General features: G+C 60.2%; 17 protein-coding genes. 4 read left to right on the top strand and 13 right to left on the bottom strand.

Annotation, left to right across the window (positions count from 1 at the left end; translation table 11 throughout):
• Window positions 1–10: 10 nt before the first annotated feature.
• On the bottom strand, window positions 11–502 hold the full coding sequence (locus IEX27_RS01680) for a peptidylprolyl isomerase (RefSeq protein WP_373869855.1): 492 nt from the start codon (window positions 500–502) through the stop codon (window positions 11–13).
• A gap of 119 nt (window positions 503–621) precedes the next feature.
• Entirely contained in the window at window positions 622–1,122 is a 501-nt protein-coding gene (gene coaD / locus IEX27_RS01675; RefSeq protein ID WP_188719188.1) for a pantetheine-phosphate adenylyltransferase, read from the bottom strand.
• 352 nt (window positions 1,123–1,474) lie between these two features.
• On the opposite strand from coaD, the gene IEX27_RS01670 reads away from it, so the two are divergent.
• Window positions 1,475–1,615, top strand: coding sequence for a hypothetical protein (locus IEX27_RS01670; protein WP_188719187.1), 141 nt, complete (start codon window positions 1,475–1,477; stop codon window positions 1,613–1,615).
• 138 nt (window positions 1,616–1,753) lie between these two features.
• On the opposite strand, the gene gyrA is transcribed toward IEX27_RS01670, so the two are convergent.
• The 3 genes from gyrA to IEX27_RS01655 form a co-directional block, all read right to left on the bottom strand.
• On the bottom strand, window positions 1,754–4,540 hold the full coding sequence (gene gyrA / locus IEX27_RS01665) for a DNA gyrase subunit A (protein ID WP_188719186.1): 2,787 nt from the start codon (window positions 4,538–4,540) through the stop codon (window positions 1,754–1,756).
• A gap of 149 nt (window positions 4,541–4,689) precedes the next feature.
• Complete coding sequence (locus tag IEX27_RS01660) at window positions 4,690–5,919, bottom strand: MFS transporter (protein ID WP_188719185.1); 1,230 nt, start codon at window positions 5,917–5,919, stop codon at window positions 4,690–4,692.
• Entirely contained in the window at window positions 5,913–6,890 is a 978-nt protein-coding gene (locus IEX27_RS01655; protein ID WP_188719184.1) for a hypothetical protein, read from the bottom strand. Before IEX27_RS01655 ends, IEX27_RS01660 begins: the two co-directional genes overlap by 7 nt.
• A gap of 416 nt (window positions 6,891–7,306) precedes the next feature.
• Between IEX27_RS01655 and IEX27_RS01650 the strand changes: the two genes are divergently transcribed.
• Window positions 7,307–7,942: a MarC family protein gene (locus IEX27_RS01650; RefSeq protein ID WP_188719183.1), complete on the top strand. Its 636-nt coding sequence runs from the start codon at window positions 7,307–7,309 to the stop codon at window positions 7,940–7,942.
• A gap of 43 nt (window positions 7,943–7,985) precedes the next feature.
• Here IEX27_RS01650 and cckA read toward each other — a convergent pair whose 3' ends face one another.
• The gene (gene cckA / locus IEX27_RS01645) at window positions 7,986–10,553 is read right to left on the bottom strand and encodes a cell cycle histidine kinase CckA (RefSeq protein WP_188719182.1); all 2,568 of its coding nucleotides are present in this window, start codon (window positions 10,551–10,553) and stop codon (window positions 7,986–7,988) included.
• A 424-nt stretch (window positions 10,554–10,977) separates the two neighbouring features.
• Between cckA and IEX27_RS01640 the strand changes: the two genes are divergently transcribed.
• Both IEX27_RS01640 and mazG read left to right on the top strand, forming a co-directional pair.
• Window positions 10,978–11,706, top strand: a complete 729-nt coding sequence (locus IEX27_RS01640) for a flagellar biosynthetic protein FliO (RefSeq protein WP_188719181.1) — start codon at window positions 10,978–10,980, stop codon at window positions 11,704–11,706.
• A gap of 79 nt (window positions 11,707–11,785) precedes the next feature.
• Window positions 11,786–12,601 (top strand): nucleoside triphosphate pyrophosphohydrolase, encoded by an 816-nt coding sequence (gene mazG, locus IEX27_RS01635; RefSeq protein WP_188719180.1) that lies wholly within the window; start codon window positions 11,786–11,788, stop codon window positions 12,599–12,601.
• A gap of 66 nt (window positions 12,602–12,667) precedes the next feature.
• Here the strand turns inward: mazG and hflX are convergent, their stop codons facing one another.
• The 7 genes from hflX to ntrC form a co-directional block, all read right to left on the bottom strand.
• The gene (hflX, locus tag IEX27_RS01630) at window positions 12,668–13,993 is read right to left on the bottom strand and encodes a GTPase HflX (RefSeq protein ID WP_188719570.1); all 1,326 of its coding nucleotides are present in this window, start codon (window positions 13,991–13,993) and stop codon (window positions 12,668–12,670) included.
• 36 nt (window positions 13,994–14,029) lie between these two features.
• The gene (gene hfq, locus IEX27_RS01625; protein ID WP_188719179.1) at window positions 14,030–14,278 is read right to left on the bottom strand and encodes an RNA chaperone Hfq; all 249 of its coding nucleotides are present in this window, start codon (window positions 14,276–14,278) and stop codon (window positions 14,030–14,032) included.
• A gap of 113 nt (window positions 14,279–14,391) precedes the next feature.
• Complete coding sequence (locus IEX27_RS01620) at window positions 14,392–15,258, bottom strand: D-amino-acid transaminase (protein WP_188719178.1); 867 nt, start codon at window positions 15,256–15,258, stop codon at window positions 14,392–14,394.
• A gap of 190 nt (window positions 15,259–15,448) precedes the next feature.
• Window positions 15,449–16,828: a Trk system potassium transporter TrkA gene (gene trkA, locus IEX27_RS01615; protein ID WP_188719177.1), complete on the bottom strand. Its 1,380-nt coding sequence runs from the start codon at window positions 16,826–16,828 to the stop codon at window positions 15,449–15,451.
• An 88-nt stretch (window positions 16,829–16,916) separates the two neighbouring features.
• Entirely contained in the window at window positions 16,917–18,281 is a 1,365-nt protein-coding gene (ntrX, locus tag IEX27_RS01610) for a nitrogen assimilation response regulator NtrX (RefSeq protein WP_188719176.1), read from the bottom strand.
• Window positions 18,271–20,535: a sensor histidine kinase NtrY-like gene (locus IEX27_RS01605; RefSeq protein WP_188719175.1), complete on the bottom strand. Its 2,265-nt coding sequence runs from the start codon at window positions 20,533–20,535 to the stop codon at window positions 18,271–18,273. Before IEX27_RS01605 ends, ntrX begins: the two co-directional genes overlap by 11 nt.
• Window positions 20,536–20,694: 159 nt before the next feature.
• Window positions 20,695–22,170, bottom strand: coding sequence for a nitrogen regulation protein NR(I) (gene ntrC, locus IEX27_RS01600; protein ID WP_188719174.1), 1,476 nt, complete (start codon window positions 22,168–22,170; stop codon window positions 20,695–20,697).
• Window positions 22,171–22,185 lie beyond the last annotated feature (15 nt).

The raw sequence follows: 22,185 nt of genomic DNA, 5'->3' as shown, positions 1-22,185 counted from the left end.
GGTTACTGTCTTACTTGTCGCCCGCGATGCGAACACGAACCATCCGGTCCGGGTTGCTGACCGAGCCGTTCGGCCCGTCACCGCGCTTGATCTTGTCCACGTTCTCCATGCCTTGCTCGACCTCGCCCACGACCGTGTACTGGCCATTGAGGCTTGGATAAGAGGTGAACATGATGAAGAACTGGGAGTTTGCCGAGTTCGGGTTCTGCGCGCGTGCCATGCCGACCACGCCACGCTCGAACTTCACGTCGGAGAATTCGGCGGGAAGATCGGGCAGCGACGAACCGCCCATACCAGCCCTGCTCGGTTCAAAGCCATCTTCCATGTCGCCGAACTGGACGTCTCCCGTCTGCGCCATGAAGCCTTCGATCACGCGGTGGAACGCTACATTGTCATAGGCGCCGTCGCGCACGAGGGTCTTGATCTGCTCCACGTGCTTTGGCGCGAGGTCCGGCCGGAGCGCGATCGTGACTTCACCGCCGCTCGAAAGCTCGATGATCATCGTGTTTTCCGGATCCGCCGCGTTTGCAGCGAGGCTCGACACGGAAAGGGCTGCTGCAAGGCAGGCAGATGCGAGGAAGCTCGAAAATTTCATGCTTGAAGGTCTCCCAAATTTGTCCCTCAGCCGGCGACGCGTGATTTCAGCGCCGCGGCAACATTTTTCGCGACGAAGGGTGTAATGTCACCACCCATCGCAGCGATCTGCCGTACCAATGTGGCGGTAATCATACGCACACCCGGACTTGCGGGGAGAAAAATTGTCTGAATATCCGGCGCCATGGTCTGGTTCATGCCCGCCATTTGCATCTCATAGTCGAGGTCAGTGCCGTCGCGCAGACCGCGAATCATGATGGAAGCGCCGTTCTCGCGCGCCGCATTGATCACCAGGCCTCCGAAGGCCACCACCGAGATCTTCGCAGCACCCTCGCCCAGTTCCGCAGCCGCGGCCTGGGTAATCAGCTCAACGCGCTCATCAAACGTGAAGAGCGGCTTCTTGCCCGGGTGGATGCCGATACCAACAACGATGCGGTCCGCGAGCGCGAGCGCACCCTTCAACACGTCCATATGGCCGTTGGTGATTGGATCAAACGATCCCGAGTAGAAGGCAATGCGCTGAGTCATGGCAGATTAGTAGCTTCCGTGTCTTGAGAACGCAATTGTTGGCCAGAGACGTTTGGCTGCTGTCTTACTGTAAACGCCATCGGCGTCAAGAAAATCACTGTTCGGAGAACAACAAGACCAGCTCCAGAATGCAACCTTTGCGAGCATAGTTCAATACCGCGCGAAGCTTGGCAATTTTCAAATAAGGAGCTGAGCGGCTATTCTGAAACTCGCTCGAAGTGATGAACACAAGCTGAACGGGAAATTCAGCCTACGTTGCAGACGCCATGCGATAGTTCCAGCACTTAGTTCGGCACTGGGTGATGAAACCAAGTCTGGTCTCGTCCGTTAGTGTGCAAAAGGAGGCGTACCAATGCTCATATTCACCCTGGCCATGGCGATGACGATGGCGATGCTGGTAGCAACGTTCTTCCACCTCGGAACCGAAACGCGCCAGGTCAAAGTCAAGAACCGCTGGAACGAAAACCCCCGTACCCCGCGCAAATACTACTAGGCAATTCAGGACCAGGAACAGGATTTCCGTCCAAAACTGCTAGAAAAATTGACCAGACCCATGTTGATGAAACGAAAAACGGGCGGCCTCTGATCGAGAGCCGCCCATTCCATTTCTAGATCATCTCAGTGGAAGACCCTACTCCTCACCGCCACCATTTTCGGCCGCAGGCTCGGATCCAGCTTCGCCGGAAGCAGCCTCATCACCATTGGCGTTCTGGGGCTCCGATATCGGCTCGACCGAGACCACGCGTTCGCCGTCGGCCGTGTTGAAGATCTTCACGCCCTTGGTGGCGCGGCTTGCAATGCGGATGCCGCTGACCGGTACGCGGATGACCTGGCCGCCGTTGGAGACGAGCATGATCTGGTCGTCGTGTCCGATCGGGAATGCCGCAACCAGTGACCCGATTTCCGACTGCTTGGACACATCCGTCGCACGGATACCCTTGCCGCCACGGCCGATGACGCGGAAGTCGTAGGACGAGGAACGCTTGCCGTAGCCGAATTCGCTGACCGTGAGCACGAACTGCTCCTTGGCCTTCAGCTCTTCATAGCGTTCCGGCGGCAGGTCTGTGTCTTCACCCACCTCTTCATTGGTGAGCGAAATTTCATCCGCCTCTTCCGAGGAACCAGCACGCAGCTCGGCGATCGCCTGCTTCAGATAGGCAGCGCGCTCACCCGGCGTGGCTTCCACATGGGCAAGGATTGCCATGGAGATGACCTTGTCGCCCGCGGCCAGATTGATGCCGCGCACACCGATGGAGTTTCTGCCAGCGAACACGCGAACATCCGTCACAGGGAAGCGGATGCACTGTCCGCCTGCGGCGGTCAGCAATACGTCGTCGTCTTCGGTACAGGTCGAAACCGCAAGGATTTCATCGCCTTCGTCGTCGAACTTCATGGCAATCTTGCCATTGCGGTTGACCTGGACGAAGTCGGAAAGCTTGTTGCGGCGGACCGTGCCGCGCGTCGTGGCGAACATCACGTCGAGCTCGCCCCAGGTGCTTTCGTCTTCCGGCAGCGGCATGATCGTGGTGATCCGCTCGCCATCCGTCAGCGGCAGCATGTTGCGCAGGAACTTGCCGACGGACTGCGGCGTACCTTGCGGCAGACGCCAGACCTTCTCCTTGTAGACGATACCGCGCGAGGAGAAGAACAGGATCGGCGTGTGCGTGCTCGCCACGAACAGCTGCGTGACGAAATCTTCATCCTTCGTGGACATCCCGGAACGGCCTTTGCCGCCGCGAGCCTGCGCACGATAGATGGAGAGCGGCACGCGCTTGATGTAGCCCTTGTGCGTGACGGTAACGACCATGTCCTCGCGCTGGATAAGGTCCTCATCATCCATGTCGCCGAGGCCTTCGACGATTTCGGTGCGCCGTGGCGTGCCGAACTCATCTCGAACCGCGCTGAGCTCATCCTTGACGATCTGAAGCACGCGCGGACGCGACGACAGGATGTCAAGGAACTCGCTGATCTCGGCGCCAATCTTGTTCAACTCGTCGGCGATTTCATCGCGGCCGAGCGCTGTCAGTCGCTGCAGGCGCAACTCGAGGATCGCACGGGCCTGTTCTTCGGACAGGTTGTACGTGCCGTCGTCGTTGATCGTGTGACGCGGGTCGGCGATCAGCACGATGAGGGATTCCACATCCTTTGCCGGCCAACGGCGCTCCATCAACTGCTCGCGCGCTGTCTGCGGATCGGGTGCGCGGCGGATCAGGGCGATGACTTCGTCGATGTTGGCGACGGCAATAGCTAGACCGACCAACACATGCGCGCGATCGCGTGCCTTGCGCAGCAGGTACTTCGTGCGCCGGGTGACCACTTCCTCACGGAAGGTGACGAAGGCGCGCAGCATGTCGAGCAGGCTCATCTGCTCCGGCTTGCCGCCGTTCAGCGCCACGACGTTCGCACCGAACGAGGTCTGCAGCGGCGTGAAGCGGTAAAGCTGGTTCATCACCACTTCTGCGTTGGCGTCGCGCTTCAGCTCGATGACAACGCGGTAACCCTGCTGATCACTTTCGTCGCGGATATCGGAGATGCCCTCGACGCGCTTTTCGCGCACGAGTTCGGCCATCTTCTCGATCATCTGCGCCTTGTTCACCTGGTACGGGACCTCGGTGATTACAATCGCCTCACGCTCACCCCGCACGGTCTCGACGGAGGTCTTGCCGCGCATCATGATGGAGCCGCGGCCCGTTTCATAAGCGCTGCGGATGCCCGCACGTCCGAGGATCAGGCCACCGGTCGGAAAGTCCGGACCCGGGATGTACTGCATCATCTCGATGAGATCGATCGCCGGATTGTCGATCAGCGCCAGACAGCCGTTGATCACTTCGCTCAGGTTATGCGGCGGAATATTGGTCGCCATACCGACCGCGATACCACCCGATCCGTTCACCAAGAGGTTCGGATAGCGGGCGGGCAGAACCTTAGGTTCGCTGCCGGAGGAGTCGTAGGTCTCCTGCCAGTCGACAGTTTCCTTGTCGATGTCTTCCAGAAGCTCATGCGCAACGCGCGTCAGACGCGCTTCCGTATAACGCATGGCCGCCGGCGGATCGCCGTCGATCGATCCGAAGTTGCCCTGCCCGTCGACCAGCGGCAGACGCATGGACCAATCCTGCGCCATACGCACCAAAGCGTCATAGATCGCGGCGTCACCATGCGGGTGATACTTACCCATGACGTCAGCGACCGGACGGGCCGACTTCACATACTTGCGGTTCCAGTGATAGCCGCTCTCGTGCGACGCGTAGAGGATGCGCCGATGGACGGGCTTCAAGCCATCACGAACATCAGGCAGCGCACGACTGACGATCACGCTCATCGCGTAATCGAGGTATGAGCGCTGCATTTCCTCAATAATGGAAATGGGCTCGATGTCGTCGGGCTCGCCTGGGCCTCGAGGTGTGGTTTGATTGGTCAATGCGGGATCACACTTGGTTCAACAGAATCATATCCCCTTATATAGGAGTTCAGGGGGAAACTCCAAACCGAGCAACCAAGATTCACCGGTAAAAACGCAATTACTTTCAATATGATATGGTTTGGAGACTGGCTGCGACGATTGTTCTTTCATGGGGATATCGTTTTCACCTTCTGTCTTCGAACAAAGACAAACGTGACGAGCCCTGTAACTGTGACAATTCCTCCCCAAATGCAGTAGTAAAGAACCGCATTATCGTTGGGAAAAACAGTCGGCGACAGGAAGATCAATACACCGGCAGCACTGTTGAGCATGACGCTTGCTGATCGCACGCGGCCGATTTCTTCCGTCCTTGCGAGTGCGAGCAGCCGCCCGTCGCAGAGCGCCTTACCGAGCGCGAAGAACCCACCCAGAAGCGCATAGATGAGGATGAGCAGTGGCACGCTGCGGCTCATGGCGAACGCAATCATCAAAATGCCGATCACTGTAAGAGCCAGGAATTCCAGCCTTTCGCGCGCAAGGAAGTGCCTGAGTGAAACGATGGTCAGCAATGCCGCGCCACCGGCCGACCAGGCGGATTCCAGCAGTCCGTAGAGATCGCTCTCCCCGTCGAGCGTGTCCTTCACGAAGACTGGCACCAGCAGATTGGTAAGCTGCGCGACCGATACGAGCAGCGATCCCACCAGGATGGACGCCGCAAGGTTCACGTCGCGGAAGGCGGAACGAACACCGTCGAGCCAGAACCGCAGCGCGCCGCCCTGCCCGTACCGGACCGGTCCATCGGCGTATCGCGATAGCGACGTCTCGAAAAGCACGATCTGAAGCCCCAGCGTGACAAGCAGGAGCAGGCTCGGCGTCAACGCACCGAAGGCATGCAACAAAAATCCACCGCCCCCCATGCCGCAGATGAGGCCCGCCTGCCGAACAATTTCGAGGCGCATGGAGAGATGAACGCGCCGCGCGAGCGGAATGGCATTCTGGAACGCGCTGTCCATCGCTGAGGCGCCGAGCGCATTGCTGAGGGCCGTCGTGATGGAAAAGGCAAACAGGCCTGGAACGAGCAGTTCATGTTCGAACAAGCCCGCAAGGAAGAGGCTCAGACCCGAAAATCGGACCATCCAGCCCCAGCGGATGAGCGAGATGCGGCTGCGCTGATCCGACAGAACGCCTGTGATGGCGGATATGCCGAGCGTCGTGATGCTGCCCGCGAGAAACAGCTGGCCGACGAGCTGCATGGAGCCCGCCACCGCTCCAAGCCACGTCATCACGACAAAGCCGACGCCGACGGAAAAGAGCGACAGGAACCGGCTGGCGGCAATGACGGGAACGATCACCCCGCCGTTGACGGTTTCGATCGTCGAAGTAGCGCGTCTCAACATCTTGCCACGACCGGCCCGCAGGCGGACACAGCGCGGATGAAGGATCGCGTGTACTTGCAGCCTTCAATTGGTTTTTCCAGCATGTCGCGCGCATGGAAACCGCAGGTGTTGCGGGCGAAGACCAGCCTGCGCTGGCGTTGCGGAATGCAGTAGCGAACCGGATTGAGCGAAATGGACTGGCCCATCTCGGCGACGAGTTGGTCGATCTCTTCGCCGTTGAAGCGCTGGCGGCCCAATACCCTGCCGTTGAAGAAGACCACCGGATGGTTCTCCCCTACCCGGCTGAAGATCGGCACATCCACACTACGCGGACGCAGAAGGGTCGTTTCCTTCATGTTGGAATAGACCGTAGGCGTAAGCTCCACCCGGTAGGGCACCGCCCATCCGAAACGATCGGCGAAAGCGTCAAAATCCTCCCAGAGGGAAAACGGCACCCAGTAGAGATTGCCCGGCTTCTGATAGTTGATCAGCAGGTTGTAGAGAGAGATGAACTCCGGAACGCTGATGGTCGTCTCGTCGATGCTGCCATCGGTGTGGAAACCTACCTTCTCGCCCGAGGCGAAATAGTGGAGGCCTGCCTTCAAGAGCCGCTGCTCGTTTTCTGGCGATGCATTGTAGACGGTGAACGGCGTGTGAGAGGCAGGATCATAGATCGGCTCGAAAATGCTGCCCATGAGCGATGCGGCAATCGTGGCCGCGAAGAAGGCATCCTTGTTCGGATTAGGATCTATGCCTTCAGGAATGTCGATCGTGAAGATGCCCAGGGTCGGATCGTAGAGCGCCTCACGCGCCGCTCCCTCGAACGTATCCAGCAGGCCCTGACACAGATCCTTGCACTTGCTGTATGCGGCAGGGTCCCGGAGGAAGGACAAGCTTCGTATTGCCCCCATCTCCCGAACCAGCAATTCCGCAAACAGTACGCATTGGTCAAGCGGCAGCTCGACCGTAGGAACTGGCAAAAAACGCGGCATATGGCAAAACTCCCCCGTGCACGGCCTTGCGTGCAACGACCGGTGCAATTCCAGACAGCCGATACCTCCTGCCCGCCTGGAATCGCACGAACATCAAAAAACTGGTTTATCCGTTGCCTGGCGCCGTCCCGTGGAAGACGGAACGGTAGCGCCTCAGCTCTCGTTCGGAGGCGAGGTGTGATCTGTGCATTCGGGTGACTGCATGCATGCTGGGATATCGCCCAGCACCTCATCCAGATCGATGTGCGGATTTGCCGGGGAAAGCAATGCAACTTCCAACTCTGACTGCATAAAGGGAATATACATACTGAAATACCTCGTAAAAAATGCCATCGTAGATTCGAAAACGTTTCGAATTCAATATTTTAAAATAAACATTATGCGATATAAATCGCAAATAGACCGGATAGAGCGTTATGCCGAGTTTTGACCACCTCCTCAATGCTTTTGTTACTTTGCTGGTAACACTGGACCCCCCCGGCCTTGCACCGGTATTCCTGGCGCTCACCGTCGGCATGTCCCGGCATGAGCGCAATCAGGTCGCTGCGCGGGCCAGCGTCATTGCTTTTTTCATCCTCGTTCTCTTTGCCCTTTTCGGGAAGACGGTGCTGACAGCGCTCGGAATTTCCATCTCGGCTTTCCGCGTCGCCGGCGGCCTGCTCCTCTTCTTCATCGCCTTCGACATGATCTTCGAGCGTCGGACAGAGCGGAAGGAGAAGAGCGCGGAGGTCGCGATCACCAAGGACATGATCCACAATATCGCAGCATTTCCGCTGGCGATCCCGCTCATTGCCGGACCGGGAGCGATTTCAGCTACGCTGCTTCTGTCAGGCAGGATGCCCGGCGTGGCGGGGCTCACCACACTTTGCCTCATTCTCCTGTCGCTCTGCGTCATCACCTATCTGGTGTTCATGCTGGCAGACAGGATCGACCATTTTCTCGGCGAGACAGGCCGCTCCATCCTGAGCCGACTGCTCGGATTGATCCTCGCCGCCCTTGCGGTTCAGTTCGTGGCGGATGGCATCATTGAAATGTGGGCAGCGATCGATTGATCAAATGGAGGTGGCTTGAGGCTCTTATCCGAGAGCCTCAGGCCTATTTCTTTTCCTCGAGCATTTCCTTGACGGTCGTCGCCAGTTGCTTGAGGGAAAACGGCTTCGGAAGGAAGCCGAAGACGGCATCCGCCGGAAGGTTCTTGGCAAACGCATCCTCGGCATAACCCGACACGAAGATGAAGCGGATGTCCGGCTGGATCTTGCGCAGTTCGCGCAGCAGCGACGGGCCGTCCATTTCAGGCATGACGACGTCGGACACGACGATATCCACCTGCCCATCCAGCTCGCGGAAGATCTCCAGCGCCTCGACGCCGGAGGTCGCCTCATGAACCTCGTAGCCGCGCGACATCAGGGCTCGCACGCTGCCCATGCGGACCGCATCCTCGTCTTCCACCACCAGCACGCGGGCAGAACCGGAGAGATCCCGGTTGACGGGCTTGCCGGCATCCTTCGGATGAGTTTCCTGCGGTGCGGCTTCCACCTCGACCGGCACGTGGCGCGGCAGGAAGATGCGGAACGTCGTGCCGCGGCCCACTTCGGACTCGCAGTGGATCGAGCCGCCGGTCTGCTTGACGATGCCATAGACCATGGAGAGGCCGAGGCCGGTGCCCTTGCCCACTTCCTTGGTGGTGAAGAAGGGCTCGAAGATCTTCTTCATGGTCTCCGGGTCAATACCGGTGCCGGTATCCTCCACCTCGACCATCACATAGTCGCCAGCGGCCAGATCGCGATAGTTGAAGCTTGGCACTTCGTCGGCAGGAACATTGCGGGTGCGCACGGTCAGCTTGCCGCCTTCCGGCATCGCATCCCGCGCGTTGACGGCAAGGTTCACCACCACCTGCTCGAACTGGCCAAGGTCTGCCTTGATCGGCCATAGGTCGCGGCCATGCTCGATCTTGAGCTCGGCGCTGTTGTTCATCAGCCGCTGCAGCAGCATGCGCAGGTCGGCCAGCACGTCCGTGAGGTTCAACACTTCCGGACGCAGCGTCTGACGGCGCGAGAAGGCAAGCAGCTGGCGCACCAGCGAAGCGGCGCGGTTGGCGTTCTGCTTGATGTTCATGATGTCCGGGAAGGACGGATCGGACGGCCGATGGTTGGTGAGCAGCAGATCGGACGCCATGATGATGGCCGTCAGCACGTTGTTAAAGTCGTGCGCGATGCCGCCGGCAAGCTGGCCCACCGCCTGCATCTTCTGGCTCTGCGCCATCTGGCTTTCGAGCGCCTTCTGCTCGGTGGTCTCGACGGCATAGACGATCGCCGCCTCCTCGACGCCTTCCGCCTGATCCGCCACCGCGTTCACATAGAAGCGCATATGGCGCTCCTCGTTGTCCGGCAGAACGGTATCGATCGGCGAAATGGAAGCCTGACGCTGCTTTGCCTTTTCAAGCGCGGTTTCGAACGCCTCGCGATCGCGCTCGTGGATGACCGTGTCGAAGCGGATACGCTGGTCGAGGGAATCATTGTCGACGACGCTTGCAAAGAGCGACAGGAACGGCGCGTTGGTGCGAAGGATCCGGCCTTCGCGGTCCACGCTGGCGATTGCCATCGGCGTGGAGTTGAAGAAGCGGGTAAAGCGTACTTCCGCCGCGCGCAGATCTGCCGATGCGTCCTCCCCGATCTGGCGGTTGATGACGATCGTGCGGCTCGTTCCGCGTCGTCCATCCCGCGCAGCCGACACACGGTGCATGAAGCGGACGGGCACCGCTTCGCCGTTGACGGTGCTGAGATCGAGATCGATGACTGCGGTGCGGATTGTGCCGGGTTCCGGCTTGATCGAATGGATGAGCGCCATTCCATCGCCGGCGACGAATTCGGACAGCGAATAGGTACCCGGCACGAAGCTCGCCAGATCGATGCCCAGCCAGTCGGCAAGCGTGGCGTTGATATAGGTAAGGCGCCCTTCCGAATCCGAGGCGAAGAATCCTGCAGGCGCGTGATCCAGATGGTCGATCGCCTTCTGGAGATCGAGGAAGAAGCGCTCCTGTTCGGCGCGCTCGTCGGATATGTCGGTCAGCAGCCAGGCTGAGACCGGCCTGCGCAGCGCCGGCACCTTGAAGACGCGTGCGCATGCGCGATACCAGCGCGCGCCCGGCTCATCGCCGGCGCGAATGGGTCGCGACAGGCGGAATTCACCGTCAGCCGTGCGGCCATCGCGCACCGAGGCCACCAACCGCTCGACAACGGGAGCAGCTTCCGGATTGTCTGACAGCAATGCGTCGAGTGTCTTCACGTCGGTGGAAGTCGTAGCGCCCGTCAGGTTCGCATAGGCGCGATTGGCGTAAAGGATACGCCCCTTGGCGTCCGTCACCAGCAAGCCTTCATTCATGCTGTCAATGTAGGCGCGGGAGAGTTCCTCGCCCGTTGCACGCGGTGCAATCTGCACGAAGCCGATGGTGAGCGCGAAGAGGAAGCCGACGCCGATCATGGCGAGGATTGCGAGCACGATCAGAAGGTAGGTCTCGCCAAGGGCTTCCTGGAACACCGCGAACAGCAGCGCTGCAACGGTCAGCACCACAACGAAGATGGTTAGCCGGAACACGACACCCGTGCGGGCGGTCTGATCCACGACCGGTGACATCTCGATCTCGCCGCCACTATTCTTGGCCATATGTTCCCCGCCTGTCGCGGCCCAATCGCTGAAGCCTGATTTCGGCATATATCAAGGAGTTGCGCAGACGCAAGACGCCTGAACACTGGTCGAATGACTTGGGGCGCTCCCCCGAGTCACGTCTACACCATGGATACTATCTGGACCGCGGCATTGGTAGCCCTTCAGCGATAGCGAGAGGCTTGGAACACATTCGGCCTTCGGGCAGTGTCCTGAACAACACTTCTTCGGCCTGGTACTGGCCATTACCTCTGCCGCGAGCATTTGAGCTTGCCGCAAGACAGTTAGCCTCCTACCTTAATGTTCCACTTCGAACATTGATCCTGACCGGCGCTATCACAGATATGCCTGAGTTGGATTCGAAGGGGTAGTCGGGGGCGACGAGCCGTAGCGAAAGCTACTTTGCATTTCGAGGAGTGCATGCATGAGCACCTGGCTGGAAACATTCGGCCCCAATAATTCCTCAGCCATCATGTGGATCGTGCTGGTCCTCCTGGTACTGGTGGTCCTGCTTGTCGTGCTGCGCCTCGTGAGGAATATGCGGGGCGGCACCTTCATCGCAGGCGGCCGCAACCGGGCACCACGACTGGCCGTGGTCGATGCTGCCGCCGTGGACGCGCAGCGGCGTCTGGTTCTCGTGCGGCGAGACAATGTCGAGCACCTGATCCTGATCGGCGGGCCCACGGATGTGGTGATCGAGCCTGGCATCCAGACAGGCGATCTGGAGCGCGCGCTGCGAGAGCGCCAGATGAGAGCCGCCGCCGAAGCCAGGCCCAAGCGACCACCGGCAGCACCCAAGGTCGAACCAGTGCCAGCGCCGGTGCAGGCTCCGGCAGTTCCTCCTGAGCCAGTTCACCCGAGACGCCACGCGGTTGCAGTCACGCCGCCCGAGGCAGAGGTAGTTCCTGAAGCTCCGGAACCAGTCACACCCCCGGCCGCGGTGCCAGCTCAGCCGCAGCGCGTCGAGCCAGAAATGGAGCCTCACGTCGCGCCCACGCCGCAGGCGGCGGAGATGCCGGCAGACACGCTCGATGTGGCGCCGAGCAAGAAACCGTCGGCACAGACGCCAGAAGCCGCACTTGAAACCTCGCTTGAGGAAGAGATGGGGCGCCTGCTATCGGACATTTCGGTGGACGACGCGAGACAGCGCTAAGCCTGCCACGCAGAAAAGAATAGTCTGACGGGGAGAAAAGGCACTCGCCTTGCTCCACGCAACTTCATTGGACTTTGACATGACCCCTTCCAAGGACATCTCCCGCCTGATCGAAATCATGGCCGCTCTCCGCGATAAGGAGACGGGGTGTCCATGGGATGTGGAGCAGAATTTTGCATCCATAACGCCCTATACGATCGAGGAAGCCTATGAGGTCCGGGACGCTATCGAGCGTAACGACATGCACGACCTTCGCGAGGAGCTTGGCGACCTTCTCCTCCAGGTGGTTTTCCATTCTCGCATGGCCGAGGAAATTGGTGAGTTCAGCTTCGGCGACGTCGTGGAGGCCGTCACGACCAAGATGATACGTCGCCACCCGCATGTCTTCGGTGACGATGAGGCGCGCAGCGCCGGCATGGCCAAGGGCATGTGGGAGCGCATCAAGGCGGAAGAAAAGGCAGAGCGCCGCGCCGCGCGCGGGGTCGATGACGAGCCCAAGGGTTTCCTGGACGACATCGCGCTCGCCCTGCCCGCGCTCACGCGTGCGCTGAAGCTGCAGAACAAGGCCGCACAGGTGGGCTTCGACTGGGGCGAGCCCGCTCCCATCCTCGACAAGATCGAGGAGGAAATCGCCGAGCTTCGCGAGGAGATGAACAAGGGCAATACCGACAAGATCACAGACGAATTCGGCGACCTGCTCTTTGCCGTGGTCAATCTCGGGAGGCACCTGAATGTGGATCCGGAAGAGGCGCTGATCCGCACCAACCGCAAATTCACTACCCGCTTCCATGCGATTGAGAAGACGCTGGCGAACGACAACCGATCGCTCGACTCCGCAAGTCTCGATGAAATGGAAGCGCTCTGGCAGAAGGCCAAGGAGACTGAGCGGAGCTAACAGTCACCTGGCAGGTTCCGGTGCCCTCATGGTCAGATGCACCAGACCGCCTGAACCGACTAAAGCTTAGTTTAGCCGCCGCTCGAACTCGGTGCGGGCGGCTTCAGTGGCGCGAACGTGGATTGTCACGCTGCCGTCCTCGTGATCCTCGCGCGAGGTTACCTGCCCGTTCTTGTAGATCCAGGCGAGGAGCGCCATCTTTTCAGGCGCGATCGTCAGCTTCACGTCCTCGAGCGAGCCGGAAATGCGCTCCTCGATGATGCGCAGCAGATCCTTTATTCCCTCGCCCGTGATGGCCGAGACGGCCACCGGCGGAGTCTGATTTGCCTCGTCGCGAAGCAGGCGTTCCCGGTCGGATGGATCGAGAAGATCGATCTTGTTCCAGACTTCAAGCACGTGCCGGGTATCGGCCGGATCAACGCCGAGGCTCTGCAGAACCTCCTTCACCTCATGCGCGTGCGCCGCGGTGTCGGGATTGGCGATGTCGCGCAGGTGGAGGATGAGGTCAGCCTCGACCACCTCTTCCAGCGTCGCACGGAAGGCTGCGACCAGATGCGTAGGCAGGTCGGAGATGAAGCCCACGGTATCAGAGAGGATCGCCAGCGTACCATGCGGCAGCACCAGGCGGCGTAGCGTCGGGTCGAGGGTTGCGAACAGCATGTCCTCGGCCATCACTTCTGCACCGGTCAGGTGGTTGAAGAGCGTTGACTTACCCGCGTTGGTGTAGCCGACCAGCGCCACGATCGGGAACGGCACCTTGCGTCGCTTGGCGCGATGGAGGTCGCGGGTGCGCCGGACAGTTTCCAGCTCGCGCTTGATGCGGATGATCCGTTCCTGCAGCAGTCGCCGATCCGCCTCGATCTGCGTTTCACCCGGACCACCCATAAAGCCGCCACCACCGCGCTGACGCTCAAGGTGGGTCCAGCTGCGCACAAGGCGTCCGCGCTGATATTCGAGATGCGCGAGATCGACCTGCAGCCGGCCCTCCTTGGTGCGCGCCCGGCGGCCGAAGATTTCAAGGATGAGCCCGGTGCGATCCAGAACCTTGGCCTTGAGCTCGCGCTCAAGATTGCGCTGCTGAACCGGCGTAAGCTGATGGTCGACGACGACGAGCTCCGCCTCGTTCTCCTGGATGATCTCGGCAAGCTCGGAAAGCTTGCCCGTACCGATCAGGGTCGCAGGCCGGGGCGTAGACAGGTTGAAAACGTCGCGATGTACGATATCGAGGTCAATGGCTTCCGCAAGGCCAACGGCTTCCTCGAGCCGGGCCTGCGGCGATAATGTCGAATGAGGTGTACCCGCCTCCTCCGTCTGGCGCCGCTCTCTGGACGTCAAAACGGGTACAACGACTACGGCTTTCGTCGCCTCAGGGGCCACGGTGCCGTTACTCATGCTGAGGGCCTTGCGGCCCTTGCCTTCTTTTTCCAATCAGACTTCCTGACCGCCTTCTTCAGCGTCATACAACTGCACAGGCTGGCTGGGCATGATGGTGGAAATTGCATGCTTGTAAACAAGCTGCGAATGCCCGTCCCGCCGTAGCAACACACAGAAGTTGTCAAACGACGTCACTACGCCAGTCAGCTTCACGCCGTTGATCAAAAAAATTGTAAGAGGATTCTTGCTCTTGCGAACGGTGTTCAGGAATAGGTCCTGCAAATTCTGCGTGCGCTCCGCCATTTTTTCTTTTTACCATCCCCTGTATTGCGAGCAGCAATGCAATCTATTCACCTAAACGTAGCGGCTGCCCTTCAGCTACGTACAGCCTCCTCCTTGAACCTGCTTTAACGTCGTTAACAGGCACTAACCTTTTCCGCAATGTCAAAAAATTCACGGCGCAACGCAAGAGCGGTTGTACCGGGATGACCATTGGCCACCGGCTCATCATCAATCTCTACTACAGGCATCACTATCGTGGTGGCCGCCGTAATGAAAGCCTCCTTGGCCGCCTTCGCTTCTTCCACTGTGAATGGCCGTTCCTCAACCTCGAGACCGAGCTTGTTGGCGAGCTCGATCAACGTCGTACGGGTGACGCCACGCAGAATGCCAGAATCGGCCGGACGGGTGACGAGCTTGCCATCCCACGTCACGATCCAGGCGTTGGTGGAAGAACCTTCCTTCACCGTGCCATCGGGATCGACGAACCAGGCTTCACTTGCGCCGAATTCCTTCGCCTTCTGCTTGGCGAGAACGTTGGGAAGCAGGCCCGTCGATTTGATGTCGACCCGCTCCCAACGGTTTTCAGGCACAGTGATCACGCGTATACCCTCAGCTGCCCGCTCCTCGCCTATGGCCGGGTCAAGCCGCTTGACCGTCACCACCAGCGAGGGCCGTGTGGAAGGATGCGGGAATACGTGGTCGCGGGGCGCAACGCCGCGTGTGACCTGGATGTAGATCATGCCATCGGTGATGCGATTGCGGCGGACCATCTCGCGCAGAACGAGTTCCAGCACATTGCGGTGGACAGGCCAGTCGATCCGCAGTTCGGAGAGTGAACGGCCCAACCGGTCCAGATGCCGGGTCTGGTCGACGATGAAACCACGCGCCACCTCGCAGACATCATAGACGCCATCGGCAAACTGGTAGCCGCGGTCCTCGATATGCACAACCGCGTCCGTATGCCGAACATAGCGGCCATTTACATAGGCATAACGTGCCATTTTATCTTCCTGCGTGTCGTTCTGCGCCGCGTGGCGCGTTCAAAGTCTCTGCTATATCGCAATTCCGAACGGAAAACCGGTTCCCCCTTTTCCCGGAATTGCTCTGCTCGAGGGCAATTTAGTGGCCGCCCCCTTAAGCCGAAACCCATATTTGTGAATGGCTCCCACGCAATTTGCGGGAGCCGGTGGTTCAGACAAAGAATTCCAGGCTGACGCGGAATAGCTGTTCGACCTGTTTCAGGGAATCGCGCAGCGCGAAGATCACCACGCGATCCTTCGGCTTGATGCGCAGCGACCCGCTCGGCGTGAGTGCCTGCCCGTCGCGATAAACAGCACCAATCCTCATGCCCTTCGGCAAATCCAGCTCCTTCAGCGTCGCGCCAACCAGGGGCGAGGTTTCCAGCGCATCAGCTTCCAGAATCTCGGCCTGCCCGTTCTGGATGTTGTGCACGGCGCGGATGCGCCCACGGCGCACATGCTGCAGCACCTTGGAGACGGTGACCGCGCGCGGGTTCATCTGCGCATCGATGCCGAGCGTGCTGGCAAAGTCGTGGTAGGTCGGGCTGTTGAGCAGAACCAGATTGGCCTTGCAGCCCAGGCGCTTGGCAATGACGCCCGACAGAATGTTCACCTGATCGTCGTTGGTCACGGAAACGATCAGGTCCGCTTGGTCGATATCAGCCTCATGCAACAGCTTCTGGTCGAGAGCGCTGCCGTTGAGAACGACCGTACTCTTTAGTTCGTCGGCGATGTCGATCGCACGCTCACGGTTGTGCTCGATGAGCTTTACCTTCGTAGAGCTGCCGCGTTTCTCCAGCGCCTGCGCAACATAGAGGCCGATGTTGCCGCCGCCCGCGATAACGATGCGGCTGGCTTCCTTCTTCTCATGGCCGAAGAGGCCAAGGGTTCGGCGCACCTGGTCCTTGGTCGTCACCACATAGGCAAGGTCGCCCGCATAGAGCTGGTCGGCCGAATGCGGAATGAAGAGCTTATTGTTGCGGTTGATACCGACGACGATGGACGGCAGGTTCGGAAAGAGCTCGGTCAACTGCGCCAGCGGCGTGTTGATGACCGGGCATTCCTCCTGGCACTCGATGGCGAGCATCATGATCTTGCCGTCCGAGAACGGCACGACATCCGTCGCCCCGGGCACGGCGATGCGGCGCAGCACCATCTCGCCCACTTCCACTTCCGGCGAGATGATCACGTCGATCGGCAGATGGTCGCGCGAGAACAGGTCCATGTAGTGCGGCTGCAAATACATCTGGGAACGAATGCGGGCGATCTTGGTCGGCACTTCGAAGAGCGAATGGGCGACCTGACAGGCGACCATGTTGATCTCGTCGTGGAGCGTGACCGCGATGATCATGTCGGCTTCGTTCGCACCGGCCTCGGCCAGCACTTCCGGGTAGGCGCCGTGGCCAACGATACCGCGCACGTCCAACGTATCACGGATCGAGCGGATCAGATCCGCCCGGACATCGATGACACAGACGTCGTTCTGCTCGGCCGCGAGCCTCTCGGCAATACCGAAGCCAACCTGGCCCGCGCCGCAAATGATCACTTTCATCTTTCGCTTCGCCTCATGAACCCTCCATCCAGGAGGTGAGTCGCAATCTTAGCGCCAGAACCTGGCGCATCTCGGACAATTCGATGACCTAGACTCCGAGCGACTTCAGCTTCCGGTGCAGAGCCGAGCGTTCCATACCAATGAACTCCGCCGTGCGCGAGATATTGCCGCCGAAGCGGTTGATCTGCGCCAGCAGATATTCCTTCTCGAACATTTCGCGGGCTTCGCGCAGTGGCAGTGCCATGATGTGCTGGTCCGACTGGGTCGGCACCTTGGGCATCACGTCGCCAATCTCGGACGGCAGCAGATCGGCCGTAATCGGTGTATCGGCATTGTCGTCGCGCGTGAGGATCAGGAGGCGCTCGATGTTGTTGCGCAGCTGCCGGATGTTGCCCGGCCAGTTGTGCGCCTGGAACACCGCCATCGCGTCCTCGCCAAGCTTGCGCGGACGGATGCCCGTCTGCTCGCTGATCGTCTTCATGAAATGGTCGACGAGGATCGGGATATCCTCGCGCCGGCTCGATAGCGGGGGCACATTGACCGGCACGACTGCCAGCCGATGGTAGAGATCCTCGCGGAATTCGCCTCTCGCGATCAGTTCCTGCAGGTCTGCCGCCGTGGACGAAATGATACGCACATCGACCTTGACGCGCTTGGTGCCGCCGACGCGTTCAAACTGCTGGTCGACCAGCACGCGCAGGATCTTGCTCTGCGTCTCGCGCGGCATGTCTGCCACTTCGTCAAGGAAGAGCGTGCCGCGATGCGCCTCCTCGAGGGCGCCCACCTTGCGCGTTCCGTCCTCGCTCGTTTCCGTACCGAAGAGCTCGATCTCCATGCGGTCCGGCGTAATGGAGGCCGCGTTGACCGAGACGAAAGGCCCTTCGCGACGGGCAGAGCGTGCGTGGATAGCGCGGGCCGCCAGCTCCTTGCCGGAGCCCGACGGGCCGATCAGCATCACCCGGCTGTTGGTGGCCGCAACACGGTCGATCGCCTGATGAAGCTGATTGATCGCATGGGACTTGCCAACAAGATCAAAGCTGTGGCCGCTTCTCTTCTTGAGGTCCAACACCTCGCGCTTCAGCTTCGAGGTTTCCAGTGCCCGCTCGCAAATGAGCAGCAGCCGGTCGGCCTTGAAGGGCTTTTCGATGAAATCGTAAGCGCCGCGCCGGATGGCGCTCACCGCCGTTTCGATATTGCCGTGGCCGGAGATCATGATCACCGGCAGCTCCGGATGCATGGTCTTCACCTTATCGAGGAGAGCCAGGCCGTCGAGCTTTGAACCCTGAAGCCAGATGTCCAGGAGAAGGAGGCGCGGAACACGTTCGGCGATCGCCGCCAGTGCGGAGTCGCTGTCGCCAGCAGTACGCGTCTCATGGCCTTCGTCACTCAGGATACCTGCGACCAGTTCGCGGATATCAGCTTCATCATCAACAACAAGAATATCAGACGCCATTTTGGACCTTTTCCGTCCTTTCTTCTTCCTGTGCCTCCCCGGCCTCAAGGGCCGGGAAAACCATGCGGATCATGGCTCCGCCACCCCCATGGAAATCTTCTGGCGCATCATGCAGCTCCAGCCTCCCACCATGGTCTTCGATAATTTTCTTCACAATTGCCAAACCGAGCCCGGTTCCCTTCTCACGGGTGGTCATATAGGGCTCAAGCAGGCGTTGTCTGTTCTCTTTCGGCAATCCCTTGCCGGTATCGATCACCAGAACCTCGATCTGGGGCCCGAGCCTGCGAGCCGCAATCCGGATGACTTTCTCCCGATCTTGTTCTGATTGTCCCTCAATCGCTTCCGACGCATTCTTGATGATATTTCCGAAGGCCTGGCTGAGCAGGCGCGGGTCGAACCTTCCCATTAAAGGCTCACTCCCCAGCAAGCGTTCCAAACGAATGTCGGGCCGGCTCACTTCGATCAGGAAGGAAGCTTCGCGCAACGGCTCGCGAATGTCGAGCATTTGCATCTCCGGCTTCGGCATGCGCGCGAAGGACGAGAATTCGTCCACCATGCGTCCGATATCGCCTACCTGCCGGATGATCGTTTCCGTGCACTGGTCGAAAACCTCGCGATCCTCGGTGATGACCTTGCCATAGCGGCGGCGAATGCGCTCGGCGGAAAGCTGGATGGGCGTCAGCGGGTTCTTGATCTCGTGAGCGATGCGGCGGGCTACATCCGCCCAGGCCGACGAGCGCTGAGCCTGGACCAGATCCGTAATGTCATCGACCGTAACGACGTAGGATCTCTGCTCGCGGCGCCCTGCCCGTTCCTCGGACGTCAGCTGGATGTTGAACGTGCGCTCGGCACCCGCCCTGTAGAAGGTGACCTGCTCGCGGTGAACGCGACGGCCGGACGTGCGCCCCTCCTCGAACACCTGCGCCAGATGCGGAAGAATATCACCCAAGGGCTTGCCGACACTCTCCGTCGCGCGGATCGCGAGCATCGTTTCTGCCGATCGGTTGACGATGGTGATCACGCCCTGCGCGTCCACGCCGATCACGCCAGCCGTGACACCGGCCAGAACCGCTTCGGAGAACCGGCGGCGCTCATCGATCGTGTCACGGGCGGAAATCAGCTGATCGCGCTGGCTCTTCAGCTGGGACGTCATCTTGTTGAACGTATCGCCAAGTGCTGCCACGTCACCGTCGGACGCACGCACAGGAACCTCGACGTCGAGATCACCCTGCGACACGGCGGCAGCCGCGCCAATCAACTGGCGGATCGGCCGCACGATCCGGTCCGCCACCGCGATGCCTGTCCAGATGGCCGCCAGCACGATCGCAAGCGTCACCACGAGATAAAGGAGCGCGAAGGCAACCTGCGTGTTCATGCGGTTGTCTTCAAGCGACCGGTACTCGTCGGTGTTCGAAGCAACAATGCGCTGCGCGCGCAGAACCTGCGGATCGAGCAGACGGAGCGTGTAGAGGTAGGCGTCCGGGATTTCGCGCAGCTTGAAGATCGCGCCGATGACGTTGCTCGGCGCAAGGTCGAACAGTACGGGCCGGCCTTCGGAAGCCTTCTCGATTGCGCCTGCCGGCGGGACCGGAATCTCCAACGGTTCCGGCACGTCGGCAGCCATGATAACCGACTGGTCGTCACGGATCAGCACGGCATGCGCAAGACCGCGCCCGATCGTCTGCTGGGTCAGGAGCTGGCGGAAGGCGTTTCGGTCGAGGCTATAGACCGAGCGGAAACGGTCGAGGTCGACCGCCATGGAAACCGTCGTGCCCTGCAGCGTTCCGGCATTTTCGCGGACATAGGCCTCGGCAATCGACAGCGACGATTGCACGATGACGCGGGTACGCAGCTCAAACCAACGGTCGAGACCCAGATCGAGGGTGATCGAAGCGATGATCGCCACAAGAATGGCGGGGATCGCCGCCACCAGCGAGAACATCATCACGATGCGTACGTGGAGCCGCGCCGCCGCCTTCCCGCCCTGGCGGGCGGCATAGATGCGGTGGGCCTCGCGCACGATCAGGCCAATCAGCAGCAGGATGAAGGCTGCATTGATGCTGATGAGCGTTATCGTCGTGGGAGCGTCAGGGGTAAGCGGCGTCAGGCCCAGCAGCACGGTGAAGGATACCATTGCCGTGAGCAGAGCTCCGACCACGCCCAGAATACCGGGCAAGGCCAGCAGCCGGCGCCCGTCGGGCCGAGCTGGCTTTTCCGCAGGCGTGGTGTTAGCCGATGACGCTTCTAGACTCATTATAGACTCAACCATAACTGCGTTGCACATCTGCAACGCAATGTGGCAACTTTACAACGCTTTGTGCACTAGACGCAAAAACAATACGCCCAGGAAGCCTGAATGGCGACGGCTTCCACAAAAAGCGGCTAATTCTGCCGGGTTGAATGGGCCAAAGGATCAGCTCGAGAACGGCGCCTCCATCTTGCTGACGCGATAGACGTCGATGCCAAGTTCGCGGATCTTCTTGCGCAGTGTATTGCGGTTGAGGCCCAAAAGCTCTGCCGCACGGATCTGGTTGCCGCGGCAAGCCGCCAGCACCTGAAGGATCAGCGGGTACTCCACCTCCATCAGGATCCGGTCATAGAGCCCGGGCGGCGGTAGTTCACCGCCGAGCTTCGAGAAGTACTGGTGCAGATACTGCTCCACCAGCTGCGAGAGGGTCATGCCTTCAGCAGGTGTAGCGCCCGGCTGCGGGATCTCGTTGCGATAGGTGTCGGAAAGTTCGTGGCGGATGATTTCGGCCGAAAGCTCATCCTGCGGATAGAGTGCTGCCAGCCGGCGCACGAGGTTTTCCAGTTCGCGCACGTTGCCAGGCCAAGGGTAGTTCACCATCACGTCCATGCCAGCCTTGGTGATGCGCTTGGCCTGCAACCCTTCCTTCTCCACCTGAGCGAAGAAGTGGCGGACGAGATCCGGAATGTCTTCTGCGCGCTCCCTGAGCGGCGGCAGGCGCAGCGGCACCACGTTGATGCGGTAGAACAGGTCTTCGCGGAACAGGCCCTGGTTGATCAGGCTGCGCAGCTCCTTGTTGGTCGCCGCGATGATGCGCACATCCGTCTTGATAGGCGTGCGCCCGCCGACAGTGGTGTACTCGCCCTGCTGCAGCACGCGCAGCAGACGTGTCTGCGCCTCCATCGGCATATCGCCAATTTCGTCGAGAAACAGCGTGCCGCCTTCCGCCTGCTCGAAGCGGCCTGTCGACCGCTGTTGTGCACCGGTGAACGCGCCCTTCTCATGGCCGAAGAGCTCGGACTCGATCAGATCTCGCGGAATGGCCGCCATGTTGATGGGAACAAACGGACCTTTGCGGCGACGGCCGAATTCATGAAGCGCACGCGCAACCAGCTCCTTGCCGGTACCGGACTCGCCTGTGATCATCACGGTCAGGTCCGTCTGCATCAGGCGGGCAAGTGTGCGGTAGATGTCCTGCATCGCTGCGGAGCGACCGATGAGCGGCATCGATTCAGACTGCTCCGCCTCCGCTTCCTGGTTGCCCTTGCCGCGCGGCTCAGCCAGCGCGCGGCCGACGATCTGCAGAAGCTCGTTCAGGTCGAAGGGCTTCGGCAGGTATTCATAGGCCCCGGCTTCCGAAGCACGGATAGCCGTCATGAACGTATTCTGCGCGCTCATCACGACGATGGGCAGCTCCGGACGAGCCTTCCGGATGCGCGGCAGCAGGTTGAAGATGTTCTCGTCGGGCATCACCACATCAGTGATGACGAGATCGCCTTCACCAGCAGAAACCCAGCGCCACAGCGTGGCGACGTTGGAGGTAACCCGAACCTGATGGCCAGCCCGCGACAATGCCTGATTGAGAACCGTGCGGATCGCGGCATCGTCATCGGCTACAAGAATATTTGCCTGCTGTGTCATATGCTTAAACCTGTT

The organism is Nitratireductor aestuarii (assembly GCF_014641695.1).
Taxonomy (GTDB): domain Bacteria; phylum Pseudomonadota; class Alphaproteobacteria; order Rhizobiales; family Rhizobiaceae; genus Chelativorans; species Chelativorans aestuarii.
The sequence above is the reverse complement of the archived record's forward strand: the minus strand, read 5'-3'. Positions and strand labels throughout refer to the sequence as shown.

Coding starts and splice junctions, on each gene's coding strand:
- IEX27_RS01680 (WP_373869855.1), bottom strand. CDS start 502: ATGATCATCGAGCTTTCGAGCGGCGGTGAAGTCACGATCGCGCTCCGG.
- coaD (WP_188719188.1), bottom strand. CDS start 1,122: ATGACTCAGCGCATTGCCTTCTACTCGGGATCGTTTGATCCAATCACC.
- IEX27_RS01670 (WP_188719187.1), top strand. CDS start 1,475: ATGCTCATATTCACCCTGGCCATGGCGATGACGATGGCGATGCTGGTA.
- IEX27_RS01660 (WP_188719185.1), bottom strand. CDS start 5,919: ATGTTGAGACGCGCTACTTCGACGATCGAAACCGTCAACGGCGGGGTG.
- IEX27_RS01655 (WP_188719184.1), bottom strand. CDS start 6,890: ATGCCGCGTTTTTTGCCAGTTCCTACGGTCGAGCTGCCGCTTGACCAA.
- IEX27_RS01650 (WP_188719183.1), top strand. CDS start 7,307: ATGCCGAGTTTTGACCACCTCCTCAATGCTTTTGTTACTTTGCTGGTA.
- cckA (WP_188719182.1), bottom strand. CDS start 10,553: ATGGCCAAGAATAGTGGCGGCGAGATCGAGATGTCACCGGTCGTGGAT.
- IEX27_RS01640 (WP_188719181.1), top strand. CDS start 10,978: ATGAGCACCTGGCTGGAAACATTCGGCCCCAATAATTCCTCAGCCATC.
- mazG (WP_188719180.1), top strand. CDS start 11,786: ATGACCCCTTCCAAGGACATCTCCCGCCTGATCGAAATCATGGCCGCT.
- hflX (WP_188719570.1), bottom strand. CDS start 13,993: ATGAGTAACGGCACCGTGGCCCCTGAGGCGACGAAAGCCGTAGTCGTT.
- hfq (WP_188719179.1), bottom strand. CDS start 14,278: ATGGCGGAGCGCACGCAGAATTTGCAGGACCTATTCCTGAACACCGTT.
- IEX27_RS01620 (WP_188719178.1), bottom strand. CDS start 15,258: ATGGCACGTTATGCCTATGTAAATGGCCGCTATGTTCGGCATACGGAC.
- trkA (WP_188719177.1), bottom strand. CDS start 16,828: ATGAAAGTGATCATTTGCGGCGCGGGCCAGGTTGGCTTCGGTATTGCC.
- ntrX (WP_188719176.1), bottom strand. CDS start 18,281: ATGGCGTCTGATATTCTTGTTGTTGATGATGAAGCTGATATCCGCGAA.
- IEX27_RS01605 (WP_188719175.1), bottom strand. CDS start 20,535: ATGAGTCTAGAAGCGTCATCGGCTAACACCACGCCTGCGGAAAAGCCA.
- ntrC (WP_188719174.1), bottom strand. CDS start 22,170: ATGACACAGCAGGCAAATATTCTTGTAGCCGATGACGATGCCGCGATC.